The organism is Leptospira perolatii (genome assembly GCF_002811875.1).
Taxonomy (GTDB): domain Bacteria; phylum Spirochaetota; class Leptospiria; order Leptospirales; family Leptospiraceae; genus Leptospira_B; species Leptospira_B perolatii.
In genome coordinates this window covers 38,555-65,036 of the sequence record NZ_NPDZ01000004.1, presented here as the reverse complement: position 1 = coordinate 65,036, position 26,482 = coordinate 38,555, and the positions used below count along the sequence as shown (strand labels likewise).

The 26,482-nt window shown below is 42.8% G+C and carries 17 protein-coding genes; 15 read left to right on the top strand and 2 right to left on the bottom strand.

Features of this window, described 5'->3' with window-relative positions; all coding sequences use genetic code 11:
• Positions 1-14 precede the first annotated feature (14 nt).
• The 3 genes from CH373_RS08060 to CH373_RS08050 are packed head-to-tail and all read left to right on the top strand — an operon-like array spanning position 15 to position 11,387.
• The gene (locus CH373_RS08060) at positions 15-3,041 is read left to right on the top strand and encodes an LIC_11026 family protein (RefSeq protein WP_100714611.1); all 3,027 of its coding nucleotides are present in this window, start codon (positions 15-17) and stop codon (positions 3,039-3,041) included.
• 10 nt (positions 3,042-3,051) lie between these two features.
• Positions 3,052-3,693, top strand: a complete 642-nt coding sequence (locus CH373_RS08055) for a DUF1318 domain-containing protein (protein ID WP_243393316.1) — start codon at positions 3,052-3,054, stop codon at positions 3,691-3,693.
• Positions 3,694-3,722: 29 nt separating this feature from the next.
• On the top strand, positions 3,723-11,387 hold the full coding sequence (locus tag CH373_RS08050; protein WP_100714655.1) for a tetratricopeptide repeat protein: 7,665 nt from the start codon (positions 3,723-3,725) through the stop codon (positions 11,385-11,387).
• On the opposite strand, the gene CH373_RS08045 is transcribed toward CH373_RS08050, so the two are convergent.
• Positions 11,362-12,492 carry an aminopeptidase gene (locus tag CH373_RS08045; protein WP_100714612.1) on the bottom strand — a complete coding sequence of 377 codons (1,131 nt, stop codon included), beginning with the start codon at positions 12,490-12,492 and terminating at the stop codon, positions 11,362-11,364. The genes CH373_RS08050 and CH373_RS08045 overlap by 26 nt on opposite strands.
• On the opposite strand from CH373_RS08045, the gene CH373_RS08040 reads away from it, so the two are divergent.
• The 12 genes from CH373_RS08040 to CH373_RS18630 all read left to right on the top strand — a co-directional run bounded on the left by CH373_RS08040 (position 12,491) and on the right by CH373_RS18630 (position 25,369).
• Complete coding sequence (locus CH373_RS08040) at positions 12,491-13,591, top strand: S1C family serine protease (protein WP_100714613.1); 1,101 nt, start codon at positions 12,491-12,493, stop codon at positions 13,589-13,591. The two genes, CH373_RS08045 and CH373_RS08040, sit on opposite strands and share 2 nt — an antisense overlap.
• A 20-nt stretch (positions 13,592-13,611) precedes the next feature.
• Positions 13,612-14,916, top strand: coding sequence for a pyridoxal phosphate-dependent aminotransferase (locus tag CH373_RS08035; RefSeq protein WP_100714614.1), 1,305 nt, complete (start codon positions 13,612-13,614; stop codon positions 14,914-14,916).
• A 6-nt stretch (positions 14,917-14,922) separates the two neighbouring features.
• Positions 14,923-15,702 (top strand): glutamate racemase, encoded by a 780-nt coding sequence (murI, locus tag CH373_RS08030; protein WP_100714615.1) that lies wholly within the window; start codon positions 14,923-14,925, stop codon positions 15,700-15,702.
• A 171-nt stretch (positions 15,703-15,873) separates the two neighbouring features.
• Entirely contained in the window at positions 15,874-16,428 is a 555-nt protein-coding gene (lsa19, locus tag CH373_RS08025) for an adhesin Lsa19 (protein ID WP_243393333.1), read from the top strand.
• 172 nt (positions 16,429-16,600) lie between these two features.
• Positions 16,601-17,638, top strand: a complete 1,038-nt coding sequence (gene purM, locus CH373_RS08020; RefSeq protein ID WP_100714617.1) for a phosphoribosylformylglycinamidine cyclo-ligase — start codon at positions 16,601-16,603, stop codon at positions 17,636-17,638.
• Between the two features lie 8 nt (positions 17,639-17,646).
• Entirely contained in the window at positions 17,647-18,903 is a 1,257-nt protein-coding gene (locus tag CH373_RS08015) for a chloride channel protein (protein ID WP_100714618.1), read from the top strand.
• A gap of 80 nt (positions 18,904-18,983) precedes the next feature.
• Positions 18,984-21,014 (top strand): sensor histidine kinase, encoded by a 2,031-nt coding sequence (locus tag CH373_RS08010; RefSeq protein ID WP_100714619.1) that lies wholly within the window; start codon positions 18,984-18,986, stop codon positions 21,012-21,014.
• A 38-nt stretch (positions 21,015-21,052) separates the two neighbouring features.
• Positions 21,053-22,846 (top strand): DNA mismatch repair endonuclease MutL, encoded by a 1,794-nt coding sequence (gene mutL / locus CH373_RS08005; RefSeq protein ID WP_100714656.1) that lies wholly within the window; start codon positions 21,053-21,055, stop codon positions 22,844-22,846.
• A 6-nt stretch (positions 22,847-22,852) separates the two neighbouring features.
• Positions 22,853-23,464, top strand: coding sequence for a YqaA family protein (locus CH373_RS08000; protein WP_100714620.1), 612 nt, complete (start codon positions 22,853-22,855; stop codon positions 23,462-23,464).
• Positions 23,465-23,528: 64 nt separating this feature from the next.
• Positions 23,529-23,762, top strand: a complete 234-nt coding sequence (locus tag CH373_RS07995; RefSeq protein WP_100714621.1) for a hypothetical protein — start codon at positions 23,529-23,531, stop codon at positions 23,760-23,762.
• Positions 23,755-25,014 carry a replication-associated recombination protein A gene (locus CH373_RS07990; RefSeq protein ID WP_100714622.1) on the top strand — a complete coding sequence of 420 codons (1,260 nt, stop codon included), beginning with the start codon at positions 23,755-23,757 and terminating at the stop codon, positions 25,012-25,014. Before CH373_RS07995 ends, CH373_RS07990 begins: the two co-directional genes overlap by 8 nt.
• 196 nt (positions 25,015-25,210) lie before the next feature.
• Positions 25,211-25,369: a hypothetical protein gene (locus tag CH373_RS18630; protein WP_165778800.1), complete on the top strand. Its 159-nt coding sequence runs from the start codon at positions 25,211-25,213 to the stop codon at positions 25,367-25,369.
• Positions 25,370-25,379: 10 nt separating this feature from the next.
• Here the strand turns inward: CH373_RS18630 and hisC are convergent, their stop codons facing one another.
• A complete protein-coding gene (gene hisC, locus CH373_RS07985) occupies positions 25,380-26,477 on the bottom strand; it encodes a histidinol-phosphate transaminase (protein ID WP_100714623.1) in 1,098 nt (365 codons plus the stop codon).
• Positions 26,478-26,482 lie beyond the last annotated feature (5 nt).

Below are 26,482 nucleotides of genomic sequence, written 5' to 3'. Positions count from 1 at the left end.
ATTCTCGGAGTCTCGTGGACTCAGATCTTTTTCAATCTGTTCTAAAGCGAAAACTTCTACTTAGCATACTCGCAAGTATTACCCTACTTTATCTTCTACTCTTTAATTCGATTACAGGACAGTACCTGTTTGATCGATACATATCCCACGCGTTTCAGGGAGAAATCCGGGGAAACGTAAAGAAATTCTCATTACTTTTCGGAATCCGCCTAATTGACGTCAGTCTGAATTCCGGTCCGGATTGGGGTGGGACACAGATACTAAAAGTAAAAGAACTGGAATTTTCCTACAATCTTCCCGCGCTATTTTTGGGAAGGCTGAAGATTTCCAGAATCGGTCTGGAAGGACTGGATTTGGACCTCCTACAAAAAGGATCCGAATGGAATCTGAGCGCATTTTTCGGACCAAGTTCTCCCAAGAAAAAAAAGGAAGAGGCTCCGTTAGATGAAATCCGGACCTATTTTCCGGTCAGCGCTTATCTACATTTGGATTTGAAAGACATTAATATTCGAATCCGATCTTTAAAAAGCTCGTACTCTGCGGGAATGGAAGGGTTTCAGTTAGGATTCGAACTGGACACGGTTCGTTTTTGGAGAATTCCCTTAGACCTGAGCATTTTGGAACTGATCGACGACTTCGATCTTAAGTTAAACCCTGAAAGGACGGTTAGAATCTTTTTCCTCGATTCTTCTAGGAGTTTGGACCATCCGTTTCGGCTCTCTTGGGTATGGCAGGAGGATCCGAATCGAAGTGGAGCTCTTATCTCTAAGATGGATATCGGAGCCGAAAAAATTCCTTTGAAAGTTCGAAACCAACTCGTAGCCCCCTTCGGATTTTCCCTGAAATACGATCTGAATGTATTTCCGAAAGAAGAAGAAATCGTATTAAAAAATCTTGAATTACGAGTGAATGATGATCCCTGGCTCGAAGCCGAAGGAAAACTTACCGAGCTCGAGAGCGAGGATAGAAAGTTACGATTCGCGATCCAAAAATCTAAGATCCGACTTACTCCAGTGAGCGAATTTCTAAGAGGATTAGGACTTCATACTATCCGACTGAATGGAGAAGCGTCTCTAGCGCCGATATTGATCGAAGGAACTCCTAAAGATCTTAGGATCTTGGGGGAAATCAAGGGGAGTGGGATCGACATTTCGCTCGGAGCTAAAAGGCATTCTATTCCCGAATTCCAATTGGATTGGGATGGAAAATTCGATTTTTTAACTAAGGAAGAGCCAAGCGGGGAGTTTCCGCTTCCTTGGATCAAACAACTAGAATTAAAAAAACTGAAAGCTCTTTACAACGGATTTTCTATCGAAGGAAACCTGGGATATAGCGGAAAAGGAAATTCGAGTGATCCGAAAGTGGATCTTTTCCTGCGTCTATCAAACTTCCCGCTCGGCAATTATGTACCTTCCTTGTCCGGTACTTTGGGAGCAGAGTTGCAAGTTAACGGCAAAGGATTCTCCTCTTTATCTACAAATTTGAAAACGACTGTAAATGGTTTTCGATTTTCCTTAGGAAGAGGTCATTCCGGAAACATCGGATTGCAGGCGAATTTAGTCGGATCTCTTCATTTTACTCACAAGGCTTGGAACTTGGAGTTTATCCATCTGTCATCCTTGGGAATTCTTGCGTCTTCTCCTGGGAATGGAAACGCGCTTTCTCTTTTTACGAGCGGTTCGATTTCGCTTCGGAATCAACTCTCACTTGATCTAAAACGGACCAAGATCGAGACCGATTTGGATCGCCTAATTCCTGCTTTGCCATTGTCATTGCGGGAGAGCATGATTCCAGTCCGTACTCAGATTGGGAACAAAATTTCGGTGCGAGGAGACATCGCTTACTCAAAGATAGAGAAGAATCAGTCGGTTAAAGCAAGCCTATCTTTGGATTTGCCCGGATTAGAAATTTCGGATGGCCGCTTGAACGTGCAGACAAGTATTCAAGGATCTCCTCCGGAAAAGATAGCGTTGGATGAGCTTCAATTGATTGCCTTCGGAAACAAATTCTCTTTAGGTGCAAAAGGTACATTCAAAAGATCTAAATCTTCCGACGGATCTCCTGGAGAACTTGTGCCTGATATTTCGGGCGGCCTTAAAATTTTTTCTAAGGAAGACTCATATCTTGCCAAAGGACTTACATTCAAAGGAGATCTTGGCCTGAATTTTCAACTTTCCGGAACAAAGGTTTCGGGAGAACTGAAGTCGAACGATTCCAGAGTATATGTTAGCAATCAGCTTTGTCCTGGTCCGGAATGTAAATTGTATCGAGTAGAAGGCCTGAACGCAAAAGTTCCGTTTACTCATGACTTGGCGGTGAAAGAGACAAAGAACTTGATCGAGGGGAATAAGCGAAAATATGTTCTCAACTACGGAAGGATTCATGCCCCTAATTTTACGATACGGGAAATTCTCGGGACCCATCCTTCCTTGAAGGGTTTGCCTTTTGAATATGTCAAACCGAAGGGGAATGAACCGGGATTAGAAGCGAACCTGGAATATTCCGAAAATTTTTTGACAATGGATTTTTTGAAAGTATTCACTTTGGATGGAGAGATTCTCGGAAAGGATGTGATCGTAAATGTTGGCTCTGGAGATCCCGAAAAGATGGAGTATTCTCTCGCGTTGAGAGTTAAGGACATAGATCTAAAGCAGTTATTGCCGACCAAAAGTAGGGCGAATATAGACGACGGAAAGATCAAGGCGGATGTGAATTTATCCGGAAGAAATCTGGCCGATCCGGTCCCGAATCTGAATTTATTTTTTAGCGTGTTCCAAATCGGCAGAGACTTCGGAAAAAGTGCGATTAATATCGTGGCACCTTCGAATTTACTCACTGATTTCATATATACGAGTTATGCGGTGGATAAAATTGAATTAGAACTTTCTAAAGGCTTGGTCTACGCTATCATTCAGTTCAAGAGGTCGGTCCTGGGAACTTTATTGATAAATTTGGAGAACAACCAAGTTTCACAACAAAGAATGCCTTTGGCAAATTTTCTAAAGAGAGCCCAAAGTGAGATTGAGACTTTCAATAAATAAGGAGAAGACGATGTCCGCAACGTCCAGGGCAAGAGCGTGGTCTAAGGAGATCTTTTTTCTTTTACTGATTATTAGTAATTCATTATTTTGCACGATCAAAGCGCCGTTAATTACTTTTACGCAGACCCAAACTGCAGCCGAAAAACAAATGTTAGGTGAAGACAGGAGTTTGGAAAAGGACGGATGGCTAATCGCTTCGATCAAGACTTCTTCTTCTGGATCCGAAATTTGGGAAAAGGATTTGGTTCGTGAGGAATTTTCCGCTCCGGAAGACAAAACGATTTATATTGCTCTAAGGACTCTCGCGTATTTGGCTCGAGAGCTCCGCGAATATTCTCAGGCAGGATTTACAGCGGAAGGGCTCGATGGAAAAATCAGAGTCAATCCAAAGATCTCCGAGACCGGAATGGACAAAGCATTTTCAAAACCTGAGCTAAAAAAGCGCATTCAGGAGTTGATCAAGATCGCGAATGAAAATCGAGAGATCGTAGTGCAGGGCAGGTTGAAGAAAGGTTTTTCAAAGGGAGAAAAGCCTTTAAACGAAAAACAAAAAAAGGAATTGAACGAATTTCTTCTACTTACTTGGTATCGCTCCGTTGAAGTCGGAGAATATTACGAATCCTCTCCAAGCTCCTGGAAAGCAAAGGATTAAAGTTCGTGTTTCGCTGGTCCTTTTTTGCAATAACTTTCCTTGCGATTCTGAACTGCGCGAGTTTATTTAACGCGAATCGAATCAAGCCGATTCAATTCGATTACGGTCCGATTTCGCAAAACTATTTTCGACCGGGTCATGAAAAACCTTTTCCTCTTACAGTCCAACGCGGTAACAACCTGTATCATTCTACTACAAAGGATGGTCGCTATTTATTTTATACTACGGGTCAAAAAGGAAACTTCGACATTTGGTTTCGCGACTTAAAAAGTCCAGTCGTAGTTCCGGTGACCTCTCATCCAGCCTCCGAAATGAAGCCAGCGATTAGTCCTGACGGTACGAAGCTTGTTTTTGTCTCCGAGCAATTTGATTCATCCGGTGATCTTATATTATTAAAAATGAATCCGGAGGAATGGGCTTCTAAAATTCTCGAGGGAAAAAGGTTTCTCAGTGAAGATTTCAAAAATCTTACGAATTTGAATGCGGAGATTCCTGAAAAATCAGATCGATTTGTGGATACGGATCCGTGCTGGTCACCGGATAACAGGCATTTGGTGTTTTCGTCAGACAGACTTACGCCTGGAACTCCGAATCTAGTTCTTCTGGATACTGATGGAAAAGAGGCGATGCGCCTTCTGACTAAACAGGGCGGAGCGAGTCCTTACTGGTCAGAGAACGGTAAATCCATTGTATTTTTGTCCTATTTTGAATCTTCTGCGGGAGAGATCTATTCACTTGATCTATCGACGAATCGAATCAATCGTATTACAAAAGATGCATATTTGGATTTTTCTCCCAGCCTGTCTTCGGATGGGAAAACCTTATACTATACTTCGATTCGAAGCGACTCCGATAAAAACGGTGTCTTGGAGGAAAGAGACAATAGCTTTATCGTACGGGTGGATTTAGGAACAAATAAAGAGAAGCTAATCACTTCCGGAAATTCTTCTATTTTTGATACGAAATACTCCAGATTCAATGGAGGAAGTATCGTATTTACTGCTTCGTTCTATGGTACGATGAATGTCTATTTCTTGCCTGCGACTGGGTTTGTTCCAAAGGTGGCGGATATTTCTTCTCAGTTTCAGCTGGCACTACAATATAAAGAAAAGCATTCCTTTGAAGATTTTCTCATCGCACTCGATTCGATTGAGTTCTATTTTTCCGAAGATCCGCTGTTTCCGGTTTTCAGGGCCAAGGCTCTTAGAGAAAAATTTTCAGAATCTTTAAATCTGGAAAAAAAGAGCGTTAACGAGGAGACCAGAAAAGAGATAAACACTCTCAGGCTGCACCCGAAATGGGGACTGGCTTACGCTTATTTGCTGCAGGCAGAAGGCTCCAAGTCAATGAGCTTATCTGAATACAAATCCATCTGGTCTAATTTTCCAAATTTAGATCGTCAGTCGTTGGCTGCGTTAAATGAAGAAATCGGAATTCAGTTGGAAAAATCAGGAGACAAGTCTGGAGCCATCCAGGTCTACGAAAGAATTTTGAGTTCGTTTCCTGAATACTACCACGCCAAAGAGGTGTTGCGTAGGGAAGGTACATTACTTTTTCTTGATTCTGAAAAATCAAATTGGATTCTACCAGAACCACTGATCAAGGTTGCGAATGACCAGAATCTAGGAAAGGAAGAATTACGAAATCTTTATGAGGTTTTGGAAGAAGTTACCTTAAACAAGAGGTCAAACGCCGAAAAGATATCGATTGCTGATACCGCAGAAAAGGTTAACTCTCTTAAAACGAAATCTCCAAGATTGAGCAAATACTTCTCCTTTTTGAAATCGAGTGGACTGATTGGAACCGGAGACTTTGCCGGAAGCATTCTGATTTTGGACGAAATTCTGACGAACCTTAGTCCGGGAGATCCTCTTTTTCTGAAATGCCATTTGCTGAAGTCGGAAGCATTTAGAGGAATAGGCAAGACGAGGGAATCCTTAACGGAGCTAAAGACCTTTTTAGAAAACTACGATATAGCCTCAGGAGTTTCGATAGACGAACGGGAGATGGAAAGATCCTTTTTGCATTTCGAGAATTTGGCAAAGAATTACGAAAGTAGAAAGGATTATTTTCAAGCCTCGCTTCATTATTTTTACAATGCAGAGAATATGTTCACTGCCAAAAGTCGGAACCTATTCCAGGAAACCTTGTATAAGGATTTTGCTGTATATTACCAAAGATTAATGGTGGATAGCGTATTTCGCCTGGCCAAATCCATGGCAGAAGAGAATGCAAAAGGAGTTCTTGGTGTACTGGATCCTACTTCTTTTGATCCTTTGAGTGGAAAAGAAGGCTTGAAGCTTCTTACCAAGTACTATGAGGAGCACCACGCGGCAGACCGGGCTAGGGAATACTTGGATTTGGCAACCTTGTATGGATATGCATATTTCCTAATCAATAGATCTGTAATTAGGGAGACCTATTACTACTCCGCTGGAACGATGAATTCAGTTAAGAAAGAGGCGATCCTGCGAGATTACAAACAGGCCGAATATGAATTACGTTGGATTATCTTTTCTGATCCGACGTACCACGACGCCTATCAGCTGTTAGGTTGGCTGTACCAATACGTGGATATTATCAAATCCCGGAGACAGAACTTAGACGAGCCGTCCGATGAAGAGGCATTTGAGTCTATCTACAAGAAATATTTCCCTGAGAAAAACTTCGAAGAGAACGTAGAATTGTACAGCCAGATTCTGGAGTTGCTCGGAGAGTCATTTCCGAACAAAAAAGCCCTTTCAGATCTTAGATTAAACCTGGGAAACAATTACTTTTTACTAAAGAACTACCCTAAAGCAGATGAACAGTACGGGACAGTAGAATCCTATTCCAAATTCATTCTGTCCAAATCTCAGTTCGAAGATTACAGACAAAAGGCCACATTCCTTTTTAACTCTGCTCGTTCTTCCATTTATATGGCAAAATATAACGAAGCGGTCCGCAAATTAAAAGAGGCCGCCGAGCTGTACTCCAAAAATGAATTTCAAAAACTGTATTCGGAAAACAATCCGAAAGAATTCGTAGAAAGCTACCATGAGAAATTAGCTCTAATTTATACTTTGACCGGACTTTCCTTTATGGAATCGGGCAATTTCCAGGCGGCGATTCCGTATTACCAAGATGCGATTCGACTGAACGAGTTTTCGAAATTAGTAGATCCGGTGAATTTGTACAATGCTCTCGGCATTTGTTATCATAGACTGAAAAAGCTTTCCGAATCCGAAAAAGCATTAGAAAAAGCTGAAATTCTGGTTTCTGAAAAAGGAATTGGGTGGCTTCCAAAGAAAGTCAAGCTTTCGGTTTGGGATCTCTTCTGGGATTTTATTTTTGATATCGCTCTTCCGGATTCGACTAGGATTTCTGGAGCAGGCAGATTTCCCGAGGCGATCCCAACTCCGTTTCAACCTTTGCTATCTTCTGGAGTCAGGGTAAACAATCTTTTACTGGAACAAAATTATCAGGAAGCGGCCAAAGAAATCGAAGTCCGTTTGGATTATGTAAATACCAAAAGCCTTTCTAAAACTTTTGCAGGAAAGCTAATCCGATCGCAATCCTTGGGCGATTTGGGTTATTTAAGGTATCGCAGGCACGAGTATTCAGGCGCAAAAAGTGCATTTATCGAAGCGGAAAATTTCGAAAAATCAGTCGACGGTTTAGAATCGAAGGGAAAACAGACCTTTAGAAAATACTTATATTCTTTATTTGCGGAATTGGAATCGGAGAATTCCGGTGGCAATCAGCGTTCTATCGACGAGATTACAGATTCTTACGAAAGGTTGTCTTCAGCCAAAAGAGAGAATATTAATCTTTGCTTAAACACTTTGGAAGGTGAGGATAAATATATCCTAAGAAAAAGATGCGAGTCGGAGTTTTATAAACAGAATTACGATTATGATGTTCTTTTGGCAAATCTACTCTATTATTTGGGAGAAGCAAACCTCAAAGAGGGAGAGTTTGTTCTAGGAGTAGAAAAGTTAGGACGGGCAGCAAGTCTCTTAGAAAATCCATCCAATCTCCCCCAAGAAATCATCGGGCTCTCAAAGGATCCATTCCCTAGAAAGGAAAGAGTTTTACACGCTCTGAGCAGAACCTCCATTTATCTCAGGTTAGGTGATTTGCAAAAAGCGACGGAGAATTTGAATACTGCCGAAGAAATCGCAAACGAATTCTATTATGGGCTCGAGCTGATACAAGCATGGATTCTGCAAGCTAGAATGGAACTCTCGAATGGGAACCTTGCAAAGGCAAAAAACCGCCTTTCTAAGGCGGAGAATCTTTTAGAAAACCAGGCCCATATAGTTTCCGAGGCAAAGGGATTTTTATTAAGAGATTTGTATGAAACTAAAATCAGGATTGATCTGGAATCCGAAAATCTGCAAGAAGCCTTTCGGACTTGGGACAAATATCGTTCTGTTGTATTATTTAGAAATTTCCTAAGAGGTGCCTGGAGCTGGGAAGGGGAAGAGGCGCAACAAGAATACGCACTCTTCGAATCCGCTTGGTACGACTATCGTCAGGCTTATCTGAGATTTCAATCTTCCTTAGAGTTTCGGGCGGATTCAAAGAAGTACGAAGCTGAACTGGAAAAAAATACGAAGTTGGCAAAAGGTTCCCTTTTGTCTCTGTACGACAAGATTCCAGAAAGGGCAGCATTTCTAAGACCTTTTCAGATCGAGCAAGAAGAAACATTAGAAAAAGGTGAAGTAGAAGTTCGACTACTGATGAATCAAGGAAAGATTCATCTTCGGCTTCGCACTCCTTCCGGATTTAAGACGGCAAAGCTTCCCAACCAAATGGAATCGCTTAAAGATTATCTGTTAAATGAACCGGATTGGCAGAACGCAGCATCCCAGATTTTAGATCCCGGAAATACTCAATTCGCAATACAACTTTCTGCGGTGTTTCCGAAACTGATCCTGAAGTCGGATACTAAAACGACAATCAGTAATAGGCCGTACGCGACCAAAACTTTTGCTTCGTATACTTCGGCACCTTCAAACTATAATTTAAAATTTAGAAATATAAGCGCGGATCGCCTGAAAGTCAGATTAGAGGACTCCGATGTACTGATCAGTGAGTTTCCAGAATCAGAAAGTGATTTCATTTTCGGGGAAAAATCCCCGGCGCGTTTGGATCTGAAGGAGACTTTTGCAAATAATCACAGAATCTCTACAGTAGTTTTATTAAGCGACACTCTTCCCAGTTGGAAAAAAATTTCACAGGTAGCATCTGCGCTGTTGGGATCCGGTATTCGAAGAGTCTATGTTTGCCCGAATTCGAAAAATTGTTTTACAGAAGCTTTAAAAGAAATAAAAGGTTCGGCCTTTACTTCCCTGGATGGAGGTCTCAGGTTCGGAAAAATCTCAGCGCTCAAGAATATTCCTCAGATAAAGAGAATCTTGACCCTTTCTAGAGAAGAAGAAATTCGCGGGAATATTCAAAATTCGCATGATCTTTTGGCGGAAGCAAGAGCTGTCTCAGGAGTAAATAGTGAGGACGCCCAGGAAGTCGAAGAAAACAACCTTAGATTGCTTAGAAAGTTGCACCCTGAGATCGGCTTATCGGAGTTATACGATCTTTCTTACGAAGATAGAACGGAAAAGCAAAAAGAGAATCTAGCCTTTGCGCTTTGCCTATCAACTCTACTGGATCATTCGGAAAACGATTGTTCAGAGTTACCTGCGGAAATCAACCTGAAGGAAAAATGGACTAACCTACTTATTTCTATTTCCGCTTTAAAGCGCGGGATAGATCCCGGAAGCTCCTTAGAAGCCGAATTACCGGAAGGGGATCGATTCTATGATCCGTTTTTGTACCGAATTCGCTTAATCGATATTTTGTTAGAAGTCTATAGGCCTGAAGAAGTCAAAAAACAGATCGCTATTGCAAGGCGGCAGGCGAATACTCAGGACAAGTTCAATTTGCTAAAAAAGAAGGAAATCGAATTAAGAAATCATGTTTCTATGATGGACGAGATCGGAGAAGTTGAGTCCGGCAGACTAGATTCGGGTCCGAATCTAGGTAAAGAAAGTCAAATCGAATCGGATAGACTCGAAGAAGGTTTCGAATATAAAAATAAAATCAAGCTCTTGGCTAGCGGAAAAGAGCAAGGAAGAAGAATCTCTCCAGTCTCACTGTATTCGGAAGTATTTGGAGCATCCTCCGATTTATTCAACTCCATCAGCTTGTTCGAAAGATCCATCATAGTGGATCTGCTCAGATATTCTTTGGGAGAAGAGCAAAATAAAGAGATGGAAAATTTTCTGAATGCGTTCCTGGACTTTGAGCGTAAAAAGCAGAATCTTCCTCGAGCAAAGAAGCTCTGTATGGAAGTTGGAAGGGCTTATTTTTCCAGAGGGAATTATAGTGCGGCAAAGCAATGGCTGAAACTGGCCGAAGAACAGGAACCCCAGGTATTCAAATCTGAATTAGATTTTTTGAAATATAAATTGGATTCTATAAATGTCGGTGCCAGATCGGATTCTCCGGCCAGCCTTTCGGATTGGGGCTCTTATTCTAAATTCTATAAAGAAGCTTTCAAAAGCGAACCAAAACAATTTTTAGAAATTGTAAATCGATGGGTTTCTTCTCGCAAAGCACTCGCTTTTTCGAACCGAGAAAGACGCGAATTCTCTGATTTTCTTAATTTTTTACAGACGAGAGCTTTTAAAAAGAACGATTCGGAGACTTTCTTCGATTTAGGAATCGCAAAATCAAAATTATCTCTGTATCGAAGGGTTGTCCAAGGATCGGATATAAGTTACTCGGATTTGCCCGTATTTCGAAGTGTGGCCTTCCGTCTGGAAGAAAAACTGCCGGAGGGTCAAGAGTTACTCGCGGTTCAGGATTTGGGTTTGACGACCTTATATCTGAAATTCACCAAAGGAAAATCAAACGGTGAATTAGCATATAAGGATAATAGAATATTAAAGTCTTCTATTTTTGCATACTTGGGCGAAGCGGAAAAGGGAGGCAGCGAAGCTCTGCTTAGGGAAGCACTAGAATCCGACTACCGACATAAGATTAAATTAAGTTCAAAAAAACTGACGTATCTCTATTTGGAATCGTATCACTTTTTAGTGCCGATCATTCCGAGATCGGATGAAGAAGTATATTATATTACAGATCCCGAAGATTTGCTTCAAAATCCTGTCCACCACCAAAAAGAGGAGTTCCTTCCTGGATTCGGAATCAAAAAGAAAGACACCCCGAATTCTCCGGAATGGTACAAGCAATTATTAAAGTTGGAAGATTTAGAGATTGCTGACGGGATCGCCGGAAGACCCGAATTGACCCCGTTCCATTTGTTGCGAGTGCCTCTGGAATTGGACGAATCGAAAAGGATTCGATTCGGAGGAGAAACGTTACCGAAAAAAGTTTCTAGATGGGGAAAAGGGATTTGGATGCTATGCTCTTCCTTTCTGGAAGAGTTTTCCTATGGATCTGAAAATCTGAGAGACTCTCTTTCTTATCTGCAAAAGGAAGTTCAAGGCCCAGGTGTAGTGAACTTGGGTTACCAGCCCGACACTCACAATTCAAGATTTATCAAGGAGCTTACCAGAAGAGATCAGACAAGAATTCCTCTGAAAATTCGTTTTCAAAAAGCAATCGAAGTGATGAGAGAAGCTTATCCTTTTGATAAGTACTGGAACGGCTACAGACTTTTTACAAACTCGATGATTCTGCCTTAGAAGCAGAATCCAGAAGTTCCTTTCTTTGCTCGTTGGATAGTTCACTCAGTTTGCGCATTTCTTCGTGAAATTTTCCAAAGTCTTTTCCCAATTCTTCGAATCTTTTATGAAAGTATCCGCTCCCAGAATGATATCGAAGCATTCCTAGAAAATCTTCGTTATTCCAATCTTTTTCGGAAAGCTTTTTCAGATTTACTCCTGACCAGCTCTTTGCCTCTTCCATCAGTTCCTTTTTAAATTGTAGAATTACGCTTTTCTTTTGTTCTAGAATTTCGGCTTCGGCTCCGCCTTTCGAATAAATCGATTCGAGTTTCTTTGCGGTGGATTTTAAGAGAAACATATAGCGATTTCTGTCCCTTTCTTCTTTTTTCCAAAGTTCCACACTTGTCTTCCCTCCCGTGGAAAACAAATAGCTTTCGGTTCCAACTTCTTCTACGAAGCTCGCATAACTTTCGTTAAATATAGTGTCTCCCTTGAAATAAACGGTCGCATGAGCCATTTCGTGCAAAATAAGTGAAATCAATTCAGATTCATTTTCATAGAGCTGGGACGAGAAAAGTGGATCTTCGAACCAACCTAACGTGGAATAGCCGGCGGTCACCCTTATCCTAGTATCCCATCCTTCTTCTTTTAGCCTGGCTTCCTCTTCTTTTGTCATTTCCAGAGAAAAATATCCTTTGTACGGAACGGAGCCTACGATCGGAAACCACCAAGTGTAAGATTCAAATCTTAGAGGGTGACAAGCGCTCACATGCCAGCCGATTGCTTCTCTATTCAACTGTACAAAACTCTGGAAACCTCCTTTTGGGGAGAGGGCTATTTTTTCTATTCCGAAATCCCGGATTTTTTCCACTTCCTTCAACTTAGTTTTTGTTTTGGAAGATACATTCGGATCCAGGCGGACCTCTTCAAAAGATCTGCGATCGTATAGAATCTTTGCCTGTTCCTTTCCGAGGTGAAAAAGGTAAGGAATGCACCCTTGGGAATTCAAGTAACAAAGTGCCAGAATAATTGAGGTTAAGGTTTTTTTGCAGGACCTCCCACGAAAGAATCCGAGTCGACGTTTTGCAGAAGTTCTTAGAGAATGGGTACGGTTAACTTGCATGAGAAGATCCCTTCCGCCGATTCTGATTGTGAACATTGGATTGGCGGTCTTGCTTTTACTCGTACTTATCCTTCCTGGGGAGGGTGGTCTGTCTTCCTTTTTCCGAGGAGGAAAACCTCTAAGCTACGGAGAGCAAAAAGCAGGAATAGAACTGCAAAACGCCTTCAGAAATATTTACGCCCTTACAAAAGATTCAGTTGTTTCGGTCCGAACAAAAAAGTCGGAAGTCATTTCTAGTCCATACCACTATTTCGACTATCGAAACGAAAGATTGGCCTCCTTTGGGAGTGGGTTTTTGATCCATGAAAAGGGCTACGTCGTCACCAATTATCACGTGATCGAGGGAGCGGAGAGTATAGAAGTCATCGCCTCAAACGGAAGCATTTTTCCGGCAAAGTTTGTAGGAAGTCATCAAAGAGCGGACATCGCACTTTTGAAAATCCGCGAGAGATCCGGCTTGCGACCAGTAAGTTTCGGAGACTCGGACAAAATCGAAGTGGGAGACTGGGCTATCGCAATCGGATCTCCTTTCGGATTAGAACGCTCGTTCTCTGTGGGAGTTGTTTCTGCAAAGTACAGAGAGGATTTGGACGAGACAGGACAAACGCATATTCAAACTGATAGTATGATCAATCCTGGTTCTAGTGGAGGTCCTCTATTAAATATTTATGGAGAAGTGATCGGTATAAGCAGATTGATTCGCAGCGAGACAGGTAGAAACTCCGGTATAGGCTTTGCGATTCCGATGAACTACGCAAAGAAGATCATTCAATTGATTCAGGAAAACCAAGGAAGGATCATTCGACCTGCGACTTTAGGAGTGATGGCAACTGTTCCACTACCGGATCACAGAAAAGCTTTAGGGATTCCGAAAGATTGGACTGGGATTTTGGTCTATGATATTGAAGCTGGATCCTCAGCAGAGTCCTCCGGAATTAAGAGGTACGACTTCATATTGGAGGCGAATGGACTTCCGGTCAAAAATATTAATGATCTTAGAGAGCAGGTCGGAATAGTGGGACTGGGGGGGAGGCTGAAGCTCCGTATCTACAGAGAAAAAACTCTCCAAGAACTAGTGGTTCGATTGGTACAGAAGTAGCTGTACTCTTAGGCTGGAAAATGAGAAGAAATATCGTACATAGCGGTGCGGATGCTCTGATCTACGAGATCCGCCAAATAGTTGCAGTTGCTAAAAAGCTGGAAGCTTTGGGCGTAAAAATCACCTACGAGAATATAGGTGATCCGATCCAAAAAGGGGAGAAAGTTGCTCCCTGGATGAAACAGATTGTCTCCGATCTGATTTTGAAAGATATGTCCTGGGCGTACACAGCAACGCAGGGATTTGAAAAAACCAGAACCTTTCTTGCGCAAAAGGTCAACGAAAGAGGCGGAGCTCAAATCACTTCCGATGACCTCCTATTCTTTAACGGACTCGGAGACGCAGTTGCAAAAATCTTCGGATTCATGAGAAGAGAGGCGAGAGTGCTCGGGCCTAGCCCTGCCTATTCCACGCTCTCTTCTGCAGAAGCGGCTCATTCAGGCTATGAGCACATGACATACAATCTCATTCCGGAAAAAAACTGGATGCCAGATCTGGAAGACATTGAGAACAAAATCAAGTACAACGATTCCATTGCTGGAATTATATTAATTAACCCTGATAATCCGACGGGTGCAGTATATGATAAAACTCTAATGCGCGATATCGTCTCTATTGCAGAAAAATACGATGTGATGGTAATCTGCGACGAAACTTATGCCCACATAAACTACTCTGAAACAGGAACAGTTCACCTATCAGAAGTGATCGGGGATAAGGTCTGTGGAATGGCGTTAAGATCCATCTCCAAAGAATTTCCTTGGCCAGGTGGCAGGTGTGGATGGTTGGAAATTTTCAACAAGGATAAGGATCCAGTATTCGCGCGTTACGTCAAAACTCTGTTAGATGCAAAAATGCTGGAAGTATGCTCGACTACGCTTCCGCAAATGGCGATCCCAGAAGTATATTCTCATCCAGAATTCATTCCTCACCTAAAGACTAGAAACGAAAAGTTTAAGAGAAAGGCAAAGTCCGCTACTGAGGCTTTCAAGGGATTAAAAGGCGTAAGAGTCGTAGAACCTAAGGGTGCGTTCTACCTAACCGTTGCTTTCGAAGACGGGGTTTTAACCAACAAGATGAAACTTCCGGTAGAGAATAAAGCGGCTCTCGAATTCATACAGCCTCTGATCGAAAACTGTGCGAATGATAGAAGATTCGTCTATTATCTGCTGGCTTCCACCGGAATTTGCGTAGTGCCTCTCTCTTCTTTTTGCACAAAGAAAGACGGATTTCGAGTTACTCTTTTGGAAGAAGACGAAGAAAAGTTTCAATGGATCTATTCTACTTTAAGAAAAGCGATCGAAGAGTATATTCAATCCGCATAAAATACAATGCAGAGGGAACCGGATCGGGGCATAATTAAGATCGGAGTAATGGACTCCGGAATGGGAGGACTTTCGGTTCTAAAGGAATTACTAAATTCTCCTTTTCGAGCTGAGTACTTGTATTTCGGTGATCTGTTGAATGCACCTTACGGAGAAAGGGAAACCTCCGAAGTGGCAGATCTTACTAGAAAAGCCTGCGAGTTTTTAATCCAAAAGGGAGCTCAGGCAATTTTGTTGGCGTGCAATACAGCTACATCTGCCGCAGCTTCTTTACTTAGATCCGATTTACCTATTCCTATTTTCGGAATGGAACCTGCGATCAAACCGGCTTTGGCGAATCATCCCGGGGAAAGAATAGCCCTGCTCGCGACATCGGTGACTCATCGTGAGGAAAAGCTGAAGACCCTCAAAGCGTCGTTAGGCGCCGACGAAAGGATTGTGCATGTAAGTTGCGACGGATTGGCCTCGTTGGTGGACCGAGGCGATATGAAAGGCGCTGGGGACTATCTAAAGAGAATCCTCGCTCAACTAGAAGAAGAGAAAATCCGCGGAATCGTGCTAGGCTGCACACATTACGTATTTTTAAAGGATGTGATTATGTCCTTATCTCCGGATTCGAAACTTTACGACGGAAACATTGGCACTGTCACTCATTTGGTCCGTTCTTTAGGATTAGATTCGAATCTCGGGGAGCCAATATACGAGTTACATTTTTCTAAGAATTTGCTCGAAATCGATCCTTTTGAACAAGCCAGAAAATTGCTGGGTTTTTTCTCAGAACCGTAATAAAAAGATCCGTGCGAATGATTCGGTGGACCTGGTAAAAATTTTAGCAACCTACTGTTTTTTTTGTTTTCCCGTGAATAGAAACCGATCTAAACTTCTCTCACTCTTATGAAGTCAATAAAAACTATATTAACTTTTCTCACTGCTCTTTCTTTAGTTGTCGCTTTCTCTATGGGTTGCAAGCCCAAAACCGAAGAGACTACCGACGCCGTAGTGACCTTTCTAAAGGGAAAAGTTTCTGCGCTAAAATCTGGCCAAGATTTGAAACTACAGGACCGAGTGGTGGAACAGGAGACGATCAAGACCGACAAGGATGCATTGTTGGATCTGACTACCACACTAGGATCCATTCGACTTTTAGGCGGAACTGAGGCATCGATCGGAGCGCTTCGCGCAGACCAGGCTTATTTAAAAGTCAATGAAGGGGATATCCTCGTAAAAGTGACAAAGCTTAGCAAAGGCCAATCCGTTTCGGTCGACACCCCGACGGTTGTAGCGGCTGTCCGCGGAACTCAATTTTGGGGAAGGGTAAATAAAGCCGATGAGTCAGGAACCTTTGCGGTTCGTGAAGGAAGCGTTTTGATTACTCGGAAGTCGGATGAAGCCACTGTGCTTGTAAAAGCTGGTGAGGCGGTAGATCTTTCCCCCGGATTGCAAATCCTTAAAACTAGGTCAGCCGCGCCCGCAGAACTCTCTGCAATGGACCAAATCGATCAAATGAAGTGATCAGATAAGTAGTCGCGAATTTCTTACCGTTTTACGGAACCTTGCCTAAATCCTTAGGTAAGGTTCTATCTTTGCCTTGCATTCCAATCTAAAACTCACCTCTCAGTGTTGATTTCATTTCGGAGTTTTTTTGTGTCCAGGAGACTACTATTCGTAAAGCTGTACCAAAGCCATGGATGAGAAGATCACGTACAAGAGTGCCGGTGTAGATACAGAAGCCGGTCAAGAGTTTGTTAAGAGAATCAAAGAGAATGTGGAATCAACTCATAGCCCGCGGGTGCTCGGGGGCTTAGGCGGATTCTCCGCTGGTTTCGATGTCTCTTTTCTGAAAAATTACAGAGACCCGGTGCTACTCTCCGGAACGGACGGAGTAGGCACGAAATTGGAGCTGGCAAGATTATTAGAAGTTCATGATACAGTAGGCGTAGATTTAGTGGCGATGTGCGTGAACGATATCCTTGTCTCCGGAGGAGAGCCGCTTTTTTTCCTGGATTATATTGCCTGCGGTAAGTTGGACCCCGCTAAGATGGAAAAAATCGTTTCTGGAATTGTACGAGGTTGCCGACTTTCCGGGACAAGTTTGATAGGTGGCGAGACCGCAGAGCATCCTGGGCTGATGGCCGAGGATGAATATGACTTGGCAGGGTTCGTAGTTGGAGTGGTCGAAAGGGACGAAATGATCGATGGCTCTAAGATCGTTCCAGGTGATATCGTGCTAGGCTTAGAATCCTCAGGTCCTCATAGTAACGGTTTTTCTTTGATTCGAAAACTCTTCTTGGACGAGGGCAAAAAACTTCCTTCGGATTCGTCTTTGGTCGAATTCCTAAAAGAATTCGCAATGAAGCCCACAAGAATTTATGTACCAAGTATTCTTAATTTAGTAAAACGTACTGAAGTGAAAGGAATGATACATATTACCGGCGGAGGCTATTACGAAAATATCCCGAGAGTTCTGCCCAAGAATTGCTCCGTGAGAATCGAAAAATCCGCAATACCGTCCTTACCATTCTATGAAAAAATCAGACAGCTGTATCCGAGACTGGCTGAGAATGAGCTATTCTCTACTTTTAATATGGGAATCGGTTTCATCGTGATCGTATCAAAGGAATCCGAGTCCAGTGCGATTCAATATCTGGAAGAGCTGGGAGAAAACGTCAGAAAGATAGGCGAGGTGACATCCCGCAAAGACCAGTCTGTGGAAATCATTTAACACCGATTATGGATCGAATCAGATCTTTTCTAAGCAATCCTATATTCGTAATTTCTAAACGGAATCCGTTTATGCTCTCTAGATGGAGCATTTTGTACGTTTTGCTCGGAATTTTCGGAGGAATATTCTCGGCGGCGTTTTGGAAATGTTTGGAGTTTCTGTTTCAAATGATTTCTATTGTGCAAGGTCCTTGGGTCATTTTGCTCATGGCTTCTGCCGGACTTGTAGTAGGTCTGATCATATATTTCCTAGGGGATCCAGGGGAAATCTCATTAGTAATCGATAATATACGCTTTAAGGGAGGAAGGCTGGAGCCTAAGAACAATCCCTCTATGGCTCTTTCTTCTCTCGTGAGTATTTCTGCAGGTGGAAGCGCTGGCCCGGAGGCTCCGTTAGTGCAAATCACCGGTTCGTTTGGAAGCTGGTTCGCAGAAAAACTTGGGCTAGAAGGAAAAGAACTGAGGGCAATGACGATTGCCGGCATGGCCGCGGGGTTTACCTCTCTTTTCGGTTCCCCACTGGGTGGAGCACTTTTCGCATTAGAAATTCTGCAGCACCGCCATGTAGTAGAATATTACGAAGCACTATTGCCTGCGTTCTTATCTAGTTGTTCTGCCTACTTTGTTTTTCTCGGAATGACTCAAATCGGAATCGGGCCTACTTGGCAGTTTCCACAATATATGCCTGGAGGAATCGAGGATTTTATCTATGCTATTTTACTCGGAATCGCTGGGGCAGGGATTGGCTGGATTTTTTATGGTATATTCCGTGGAACTAATTTAGTTTTTTCTAAAGTTCCTGGACCTATATTTCTGAAAACACTGCTTGGCGGTGTCCTTCTTGGCTGTCTTGCTTATTACGAACCTTTGACTCGAAATTTCGGACACAAGGAGTTGGACACCGTTATCGCCACTGCGGGCACTTGGCAATTCTTTGGAGCCCTCGTACTTCTTAAGATACTGAGCATCAATACTACGATTTCGAGCGGATGGAGGGGTGGATTCATCATCCCATTGTTTTTTGTAGGAGCCAGTGCGGGGAGATTCCTTCTCTATTTTTTCCCAACGGAAAGCGAAGCCTTTTTAATGATCTGCTTGATGGCCGCGGTAAATTCTTCTGTCACCAAAACCCCAATTAGTACGACGATTTTACTGGCGGAATTGACAGGCTTGTCAAGTTTTACTCCCGTTTTGTTTGCGTCACTCAGCGGATATTTTCTCTCACCAAAAGCTCCTTTTATCGGATCACAGGCCGGAGAAAGCTGATTTTGCTTTTCTTAATACAGTGGCGATGTAAATCTTAGACGTTTTCAAGGCGAGGTGAAGATCCTCGCGAGTTAGAACGAATGATTCATCTCGTCCGAAACATATTGTTTGTATTTCTACTTTCTTCCCAGTTTTTACAGTGCGGTTTGAGTCCTAGTCGCGCTTCTTTGACAGATGGATCTTTGGACTGGGATTTTGTCTCTTCCAACGAACGTGTTGCCTGTGTTCGCTTAAACGGCTCTTGGAAATTTGCATGGCTGGGAGAAGAACCAAAGAGAGAATTGCCGAAAGAGCCGAAGGAATTCGGGTTTCAAACCGTTCCCGGAAGCTGGACCGGAGAAATATGGCAGGGAAAGATTCTGCCTTCGAATGGAAAGGCTCTGTATAGATTAGAGCTATACTCGAGCGGACCAGTCGAAAGCTTGCACCTGCTTAGTTTTGACCAGGGAACCAATTATCGCATTCTGTTTAATGGAGTTCCTATTCACGAAGTCGGTAGAGTGGGAGATCCTTCACTCGATGCACTGTCGCTTCTTACTAGTTACGTAGTGCTCCCCACCTGGTCTAAAAAGGCAAATTTAGATTTTGAAATATCCAATTATAACTATAGAAAGGGAGGCTTGTGGAAGCCGCCGGTCTTAGGAAAAGCTGAATGCCTAAATCGATTTTATTTGGACAGAAGGGATCTAGAGGCTATTGTTTCAGGTGGAATGCTCTTCCTGAGTCTATTCCATATTTTTGTATCAGTTTTTTATAAACAAGAAAGATCTGCTCTTGTGCTCGGCTTCTTTTGTCTGAGCGTTTTTTTGAGATTGTATTCGACCGGCCATAGATTGCTTCCTGAACATTTCGAGGTAGGGCATTCGGTATACCTTCGAATCGAGTTCATTTCTTGGTTCATGAGCATGCCCCTAGGAGTGCATTTTCTATATTTAGTATTTCCCACGGAACTTCGCAAAATAGGTTTGTATATGGGTTATGCAGTAGCGATTGGATTTTCCTTGATTACACTCGCCACCAACCCCGCAACCTATTCGCACCTAATTGTTCCTTCCTACGGTTTATATCTAGGTCTGGGACTCAATGCTGCCCTTGTATTAGGTGACGCGGTGAGAAGAGGTTGGTCGGGAGCTTGGATTTATTTGATCGGATTCCTAAGCATCCTCCTCATGGTAGGTAGTGAAATCTTATATCACTCAGAGGTAATGGATTCTTGGGAGCTCGGAGGAGTCGGAGTCGCTTTATTCGTACTTTCTAATGCACTTTCTCTTTCTCAAAAGTTGTTACACGAATTCAAGGAGAAAGAAAGAGTCCAGGAAATGCTGAATAGAAACTTAGAGGAGTTAGTCGGCAGAAGAACCAAAGAATTGGAATCCGCAAGAGACGAGGCGCAAGCCGCCAACCGAGCAAAGAGCGAATTCTTAATCAACGTAGATCACGAAGTCCGGACGCCTATGAACGGGATCATGGGCATCACCGAAATGCTTTTGGATAGCGAACTCAAGCCAGACCAAAGAGAAATGGTAGAATTGCTAAAGCGAAGCGGGGACGCGATGATGATCATTCTCGGAACCATGCTCGATGCTTCGAACTTGGAAAAAGGTACTTTGCTTTTATTGAGTAAAAAGTTCGTTTTACGAGCCGCGTTATACGAAGCAGCAATGAGAATAGAGCATCTAATCAAGAGAAAAGGAGTAAAATTCACCGTAGATATTACTGAAAATCTGCCGGAGGCCGCGATGGGAGACGAGGAGAGATTCAAAAAAATGATCCTCGGACTTTTGGAAAACGCAGAAAAGTTCACTAAAGAGGGAGAAATCAGTCTAAAGGCAGAATTACTAGAAGAGACTGATCATAATTATAAGCTGCGATTCGTAGTAGAAGATACTGGCATAGGAATTCCGGAAGATAAGCTCAATACAATTTTTACTCCTTTCCAACAGGTGGATTCGGGAGTGACAAAGCCGTTTCAAGGAGCCGGTTTGGGCTTATCTCTGTGCAGGGCGCTCGCGAGAAAAATGGACGGAGATGTTTATGTGAGGAGTGAACCTGGTAAAGGCTCGGCTTTCACATTAGAATTGTATCTAGCAAAACCTGAAATCCAACCTTGACAGTGGGAATTCCCACAAAAATCCTGGGAATTAATCCAATGGGAAAAATCCAGGAACTCACTCCAGAGCTAATCAATCAAATCGCGGCAGGCGAAGTCATAGAGTCGGCTCATTCCGTACTCAAAGAGTTGATGGAAAACTCAGTCGATTCCGGGGCTTCAACGATCGAGATAGAAAGCAGGGATGGTGGACTGACTTCTTTGATTGTCTCCGACGACGGTTCCGGAATTGAAGAGGAAGATATAGAGCTCGCTCTTAGGCGCCATGCTACTAGCAAAATAAAATCCTTACGCGATCTGGAAATGGTACTTTCTTATGGGTTTCGGGGAGAAGCACTCGCGTCGATAGCATCTATCTCCTACCTAACACTAGAAAGCGGGACTGGTGGGAAGTCTGCTTGGAAAGTTGTATCAAAAAGCGGAAAGATTGAGTCCAAGGAAGTCATTCCTGGCTTTAAAGGAACCAAGATCGTAGTAGAAGATCTTTTTTTTAACACTCCGGTACGGCGTAAGTTCCTAAAATCAGTTCGTGCAGAAGACCGAAGAATTCGCGAAAAGGTAATCGTCCAGGCACTAAGTAGGGAAGATTTAAGGTTTCGCCTGGTCCAAGACGGAAAGGAATATTTTAGATTATCTCCGAAGTCAAAGAAGGAAAGAATTGTAGACTTGTTCGGCGAAAATTTCCGCGATCACCTGCTACAAGTCGAGCTTGAAAGAAAAGGATGGAAGGCTTGGGGTTTTATAAGCGATCCGGATTTTTATAAATCGAATCGAACCGGTCAGTATATTTTTATAAACAATAGACCGGTTGAAATCAAATATTCCTCACATTTATTAAAAAAATGTTATGATGAACTTCTTCCTCCGAACGCTCATCCTTATTGCTTTTTGTTTTTTGAAGTGGATCCGGAATCGATAGACGTAAACGTTCACCCGGCGAAGAAAGAGATCAGATTTCTGGATGAAGAAGGATTCAATACCTTCTTTTTGCAACTGATTCAGAAGGAGTTAAGATCTAGTACACCAGTAAGCTTTATCGAGCTGAGAAACAGACTTCTCCGCCCCGAGCCTCAGAAAACTGGGCAGGGGACTCAGCTGGGCCTGCTGTTAGGTGGTCCTTCCAGCACAGACTCTAACCAACAGCTGTTAGTCGGTGGCCTTTATAACGAAGTCCGCAGCTCTTCTTCTTTTTCGTTAGAGTCGGTCGGACCTGGTTCAAAGTTGGAGGATCTTACCGATGTTCCTGTCAAACATTCCGAATTTATTCCTAAAAAACATTATGGGGTACTGTTCGAAACTTTCATTCTTGCGGAAAGCGAGGATGGCTTTTATATTATAGATCAGCATACCGCTCACGAAAGAATCCGATACGAAGAAGTGTTGCGAAAGCTCAAGAAGAAAAATTACGGGATCCAACCCTTGCTTACTCCGATTCGGATTCCTGTTTCTGTTCAGGAAGCCGAAGATATCCGGGAGAGATTCAACGATTACGAAGAAGTCGGCTTAAAACTTGATTCTCTTGGGGAAGACAGTATCGTACTCCGTGAAGTACCAGGCTATTTTATACCTGGTTTTGAAAAGGAAATCGTATTAGATTTTTTGAATCGATCAAGCGGCAAAGAAGTACAAGAGCCAGAACTATACGACCTTATGGCCAAGTGCGTGGCTTGCAGGTCTGCGGTCAAAAAGGGAGATCAGCTGTCCGATCATTTGATCGCTGAACTTTTGAACCGCCTTAGTTATTGCGAAAATCCTTCTAGATGTCCGCATGGTCGCCCGACCTTAGTGAAATTGACTAGGGAAGACTTAGAAAGAATGTTTCACCGACGGTAGGTTTCCTTGAAGTCAGTAAACTCAGAGCAACAAGCAATTCCAAAACATACCGAGCAAGTAATTTCAAAATTGCTAAAGCAGACTTTGTTTGGTAGCGTCTTGCTATTTCTATTCGTAGTACTGCTGGCAAGGTTTTTTCAAGAGCCTGTATTAGATATCTCGAAAGCATTCATCGAATTCACTGGTGCATTCGGAGTCGGAATCGCTATTTTTATTGCGGACTCGGTGCATATTTTTTTACCTCCTGACACTTTCTTAATGATTGCGGTAGCGGCCGGCCTAAAAGACTGGGAGGTGATTGCTACTGCTTCGATAGGAAGCGTAATCGCAGGAACTTTCTCTTACGCACAGGGGAGATATCTATTACCTAAATTAGATTCTTTTACATCTTTCGTCAGAAAGCATGAGGAGAAATTAGAAGTTTATATAAGACGCTTTGGATTTTGGGCCGTTGTCTTAGGTGCCTTGACTCCGTTGCCGTATTCTTGGACTTCCGTAGCCGCAGGTGCGCTCAAAATGAAGTTTCGTCTTTATTTGTTAGCTGCATTGTTCAGACTACCTCGGTTCTTTTTGTTTTATTATTTGATAAAGCTTGGATGGGTAGGCGGGCTTTCTTGATTCCTGAAAGAGAATCGGTTATTGAGATTGACGAGTCGAAGTTAAACTAGTAAGAAGAAGCAGAATGGGATCCGAAGATATTCCTAGACTATTTCCTAAAACCAGAAAGGAACTCATCGTAGAAAATCTAGATTGGTTCGGCTTGCCTCCAAGAATCTTAGAACTGATCGAAAATATTTTGGACGGAAAAATAAGGGAGGAATCCCTTGTGTGCTGTCATAGCGCCTGCGATGTATGCAACAAGGAGATTCGATCTTGCGCTCGAAAAGTAAAAAGGGAATTCGAAGATATTGGGTAGCCTGTTCGACAAAGTTCCTCTCCCACATCGAGTTCGTCCCACCGATTTCACCCAAGTCATCGGCCAAGACAAGGCCATATCACAATTAAATAAATTTCGCGAACCTATTAGTATCATCATCTACGGTCCCCCTGGAACCGGAAAATCCACGATTGCTAGAATATTGGGCAAACAATGGAAATTGCCTTTTGTGGAATTCAATGCGGTCAGCACCGGGGTCGCGGATATCAAAAAGCTCCTAGAAAGATCTGAGACAGAGGGAAGTATATTACTTTTTCTTGATGAGATCCACAGGTTCAGTTCGGCCCAGCAAGATAGTCTTTTGAAAGGAGTCGAAATCGGCAATCTGATCTTAATCGGGGCTACCACCGAAAATCCTGCCTTTAGAATTACGAAGCCACTTTTGTCCAGGTGTCAGGTGCTTCGTTTGGAAGCCCTTGGAAAATCGGAATTACTGGAAATATTGAATAAGGGGATCTCTTCTATCGATCCAATTCCGGAGATTTCTGAAGAAGCAAAGGAAAGCTTGGTTCGTTATTCGGGCGGAGACGCACGAAAGCTTCTCTCAAATCTAGAAAGTTTGGTACTGTTAAAAGAACCGGGCGGGAAATTCGAAAATCAGGATATACTGAAATACCTAGAGAGCCGGGTGATCGAGTATGACCAGAGCGGCGAGAGCCACTACGATGTGATCTCTGCATTTATCAAGTCTGTCAGAGGAAGCGATCCGGACGCAGCACTGTTCTATCTGGCGATTATGTTGGAAGGAGGAGAAGACCCGCTTTTCATCGCAAGAAGGTTGATCATACTTGCGTCCGAGGATATCGGTAACGCTTCGGTCCACGGATTGCCTCTTGCGATAGCAGGTTTGCATGCCTTAGAATCTATTGGAATGCCTGAAGGTAGAATCGTACTTGGTCAGGTTACGACTTTCCTTGCGTCGTGTCCGAAATCCAATGCTGCTTATAAAGGAATCGCGTCCGCTTCTGCCTTCGTGAAAGAAAGGGGAACTCAATTAAAAATTCCTAATAGGCTTAAAAATGCTCCGACTTTTTTGCATAAGAAAGAGGGCGCGGGAGAAGGCTACAAGTACCCTCACGATTTTGGCGGATTTACTGAATTTTCCTACTTTCCTGATGATCTGAAGGAAGATCCCCCTCAATTTTACTTTCCGACCAAGAATGGAATGGAGGAAAAGATTCGGGAGCATTTGTCCAATCTTTGGAAAAAGATTTCCAAGAAGAATTACTGAAGTTTCTCAGCGTGTAGTCCTGAGAAATGAAATCTCCATAAATACAGGCCCGTAATTTTCCCGTCACAAAACTGGGGCATTCTGTTGTGATAAAAAGAAATTTTTTGAAGAAATTGTGTCATGATTTTCGCAATCCGGAACGAAACTAAACCTGAACGGACCGGGTCACACGATTTCAGTCGAAAAGGAGGTTGGAATGTTTCAGTCTGAGAAATTTTTATCAGAGAAACTGATCAACTCGCATAACGAAAATAAGTCGGAAATAAAGGAAACTCAAAAGCAAAAAAAGGCTCAGAATCAATCAGCAAAAATGGAAAAAGTAGTGAAGCTGAGACCGGATTTGTACGAAAAATAACGTTCCTATCTCAGAGTATCTCGTTTAGCCTTCCTATAACGGTTTCATTTTGTTCGGGTCTGCCTATCGTAATTCGAATCGCGTTCATTCCGTAACTTTTCAAATTCCTAAGGATAATCCCTTCGCTTAACAATTTCTCGAAGAGTTCGCTGGAATTTAGTTTCGCCTTATCCAATTTGATCGTGATAAAGTTCGTGTACGATTCAAAAAAATCCAATCCTTTCAAGTCCGCAAAAGATTCGTATTTTTTCAATTCACTCAAATTAGACTTTAGGTAAGATTCCACAAAGCTTTCTTGCTTTAGGGCTTCGGTAGCGGCTAGTTGGGAAAGCTGAGAGACGTTGAACGGAGGTCTGAGCTTGTAGAAAGCACGGATGATTTCGGGGGAAGAAATTCCGTATCCTATCCTCATGCCTCCAAGCCCGTATACTTTCGAGAAGGTTCCGGTGTAGACTACATTAGGAAATTTAGATATGATGTCCTTTGCTTCAAAATTCTTATTAGAATCCCTGGTCTTTGCAAAATCAAGATAAGCCGCGTCCAAGACTACCATCATATCTTCTGGAATTTTTGCCAAAAAAGAATAAATATCCGAACGATCGAGTGCGTCTCCGATCGGATTGCATGGAGTACATAAAAAAAGTATTTTCGGTTTTTGAGTCTTGGCTAAGTCTAAGAGTGCATCCAGATCATGTTCGATTGTCTCGGACGCAATTACCTCCGCCCCGCACTGTCTGGAATAGATCGCGTACATAGAAAAGGTTTTTCCATTCTGCACAACTTTATCGCCGGGGTTCAAAACTGACCGTGTCGCAAAATCGAAGATTTGATCGCTGCCGTTCCCTTGGATGATCTGAGATTCCGGAACGCCATATTTTTGAGAAAGTGCGCTTTTCAATGAATGATAAGAGTCATCCGGATACAAAGGCATTTTGCTCACGGACTCTGCGACCTTATTCTGGACTGCAGGAGCGACTCCAAATGGGTTCTCGTTAGAAGCTAGTTTTATTACCTTGTTCGCTTGGATTCCGTACTCACGTACTACCAGCTCGATCGGTTTCCCTGCTTCGTAAATGGGAAGGTACTCTAAAATAGGTTGAAAGCGCATCGACT

What these genes read in the sequence shown, in the direction of transcription:
- CH373_RS08055 (WP_243393316.1), top strand. Translation starts at nt 3,052, where the DNA reads ATGTCCGCAACGTCCAGGGCAAGAGCGTGGTCTAAGGAGATCTTTTTT.
- CH373_RS08040 (WP_100714613.1), top strand. Translation starts at nt 12,491, where the DNA reads ATGAGAAGATCCCTTCCGCCGATTCTGATTGTGAACATTGGATTGGCG.
- CH373_RS08045 (WP_100714612.1), bottom strand. Translation starts at nt 12,492, where the DNA reads ATGCAAGTTAACCGTACCCATTCTCTAAGAACTTCTGCAAAACGTCGA.
- CH373_RS08035 (WP_100714614.1), top strand. Translation starts at nt 13,612, where the DNA reads ATGAGAAGAAATATCGTACATAGCGGTGCGGATGCTCTGATCTACGAG.
- murI (WP_100714615.1), top strand. Translation starts at nt 14,923, where the DNA reads ATGCAGAGGGAACCGGATCGGGGCATAATTAAGATCGGAGTAATGGAC.
- lsa19 (WP_243393333.1), top strand. Translation starts at nt 15,874, where the DNA reads ATGGGTTGCAAGCCCAAAACCGAAGAGACTACCGACGCCGTAGTGACC.
- purM (WP_100714617.1), top strand. Translation starts at nt 16,601, where the DNA reads ATGGATGAGAAGATCACGTACAAGAGTGCCGGTGTAGATACAGAAGCC.
- CH373_RS08015 (WP_100714618.1), top strand. Translation starts at nt 17,647, where the DNA reads ATGGATCGAATCAGATCTTTTCTAAGCAATCCTATATTCGTAATTTCT.
- CH373_RS08010 (WP_100714619.1), top strand. Translation starts at nt 18,984, where the DNA reads ATGATTCATCTCGTCCGAAACATATTGTTTGTATTTCTACTTTCTTCC.
- mutL (WP_100714656.1), top strand. Translation starts at nt 21,053, where the DNA reads ATGGGAAAAATCCAGGAACTCACTCCAGAGCTAATCAATCAAATCGCG.
- CH373_RS07995 (WP_100714621.1), top strand. Translation starts at nt 23,529, where the DNA reads ATGGGATCCGAAGATATTCCTAGACTATTTCCTAAAACCAGAAAGGAA.
- CH373_RS18630 (WP_165778800.1), top strand. Translation starts at nt 25,211, where the DNA reads ATGTTTCAGTCTGAGAAATTTTTATCAGAGAAACTGATCAACTCGCAT.
- hisC (WP_100714623.1), bottom strand. Translation starts at nt 26,477, where the DNA reads ATGCGCTTTCAACCTATTTTAGAGTACCTTCCCATTTACGAAGCAGGG.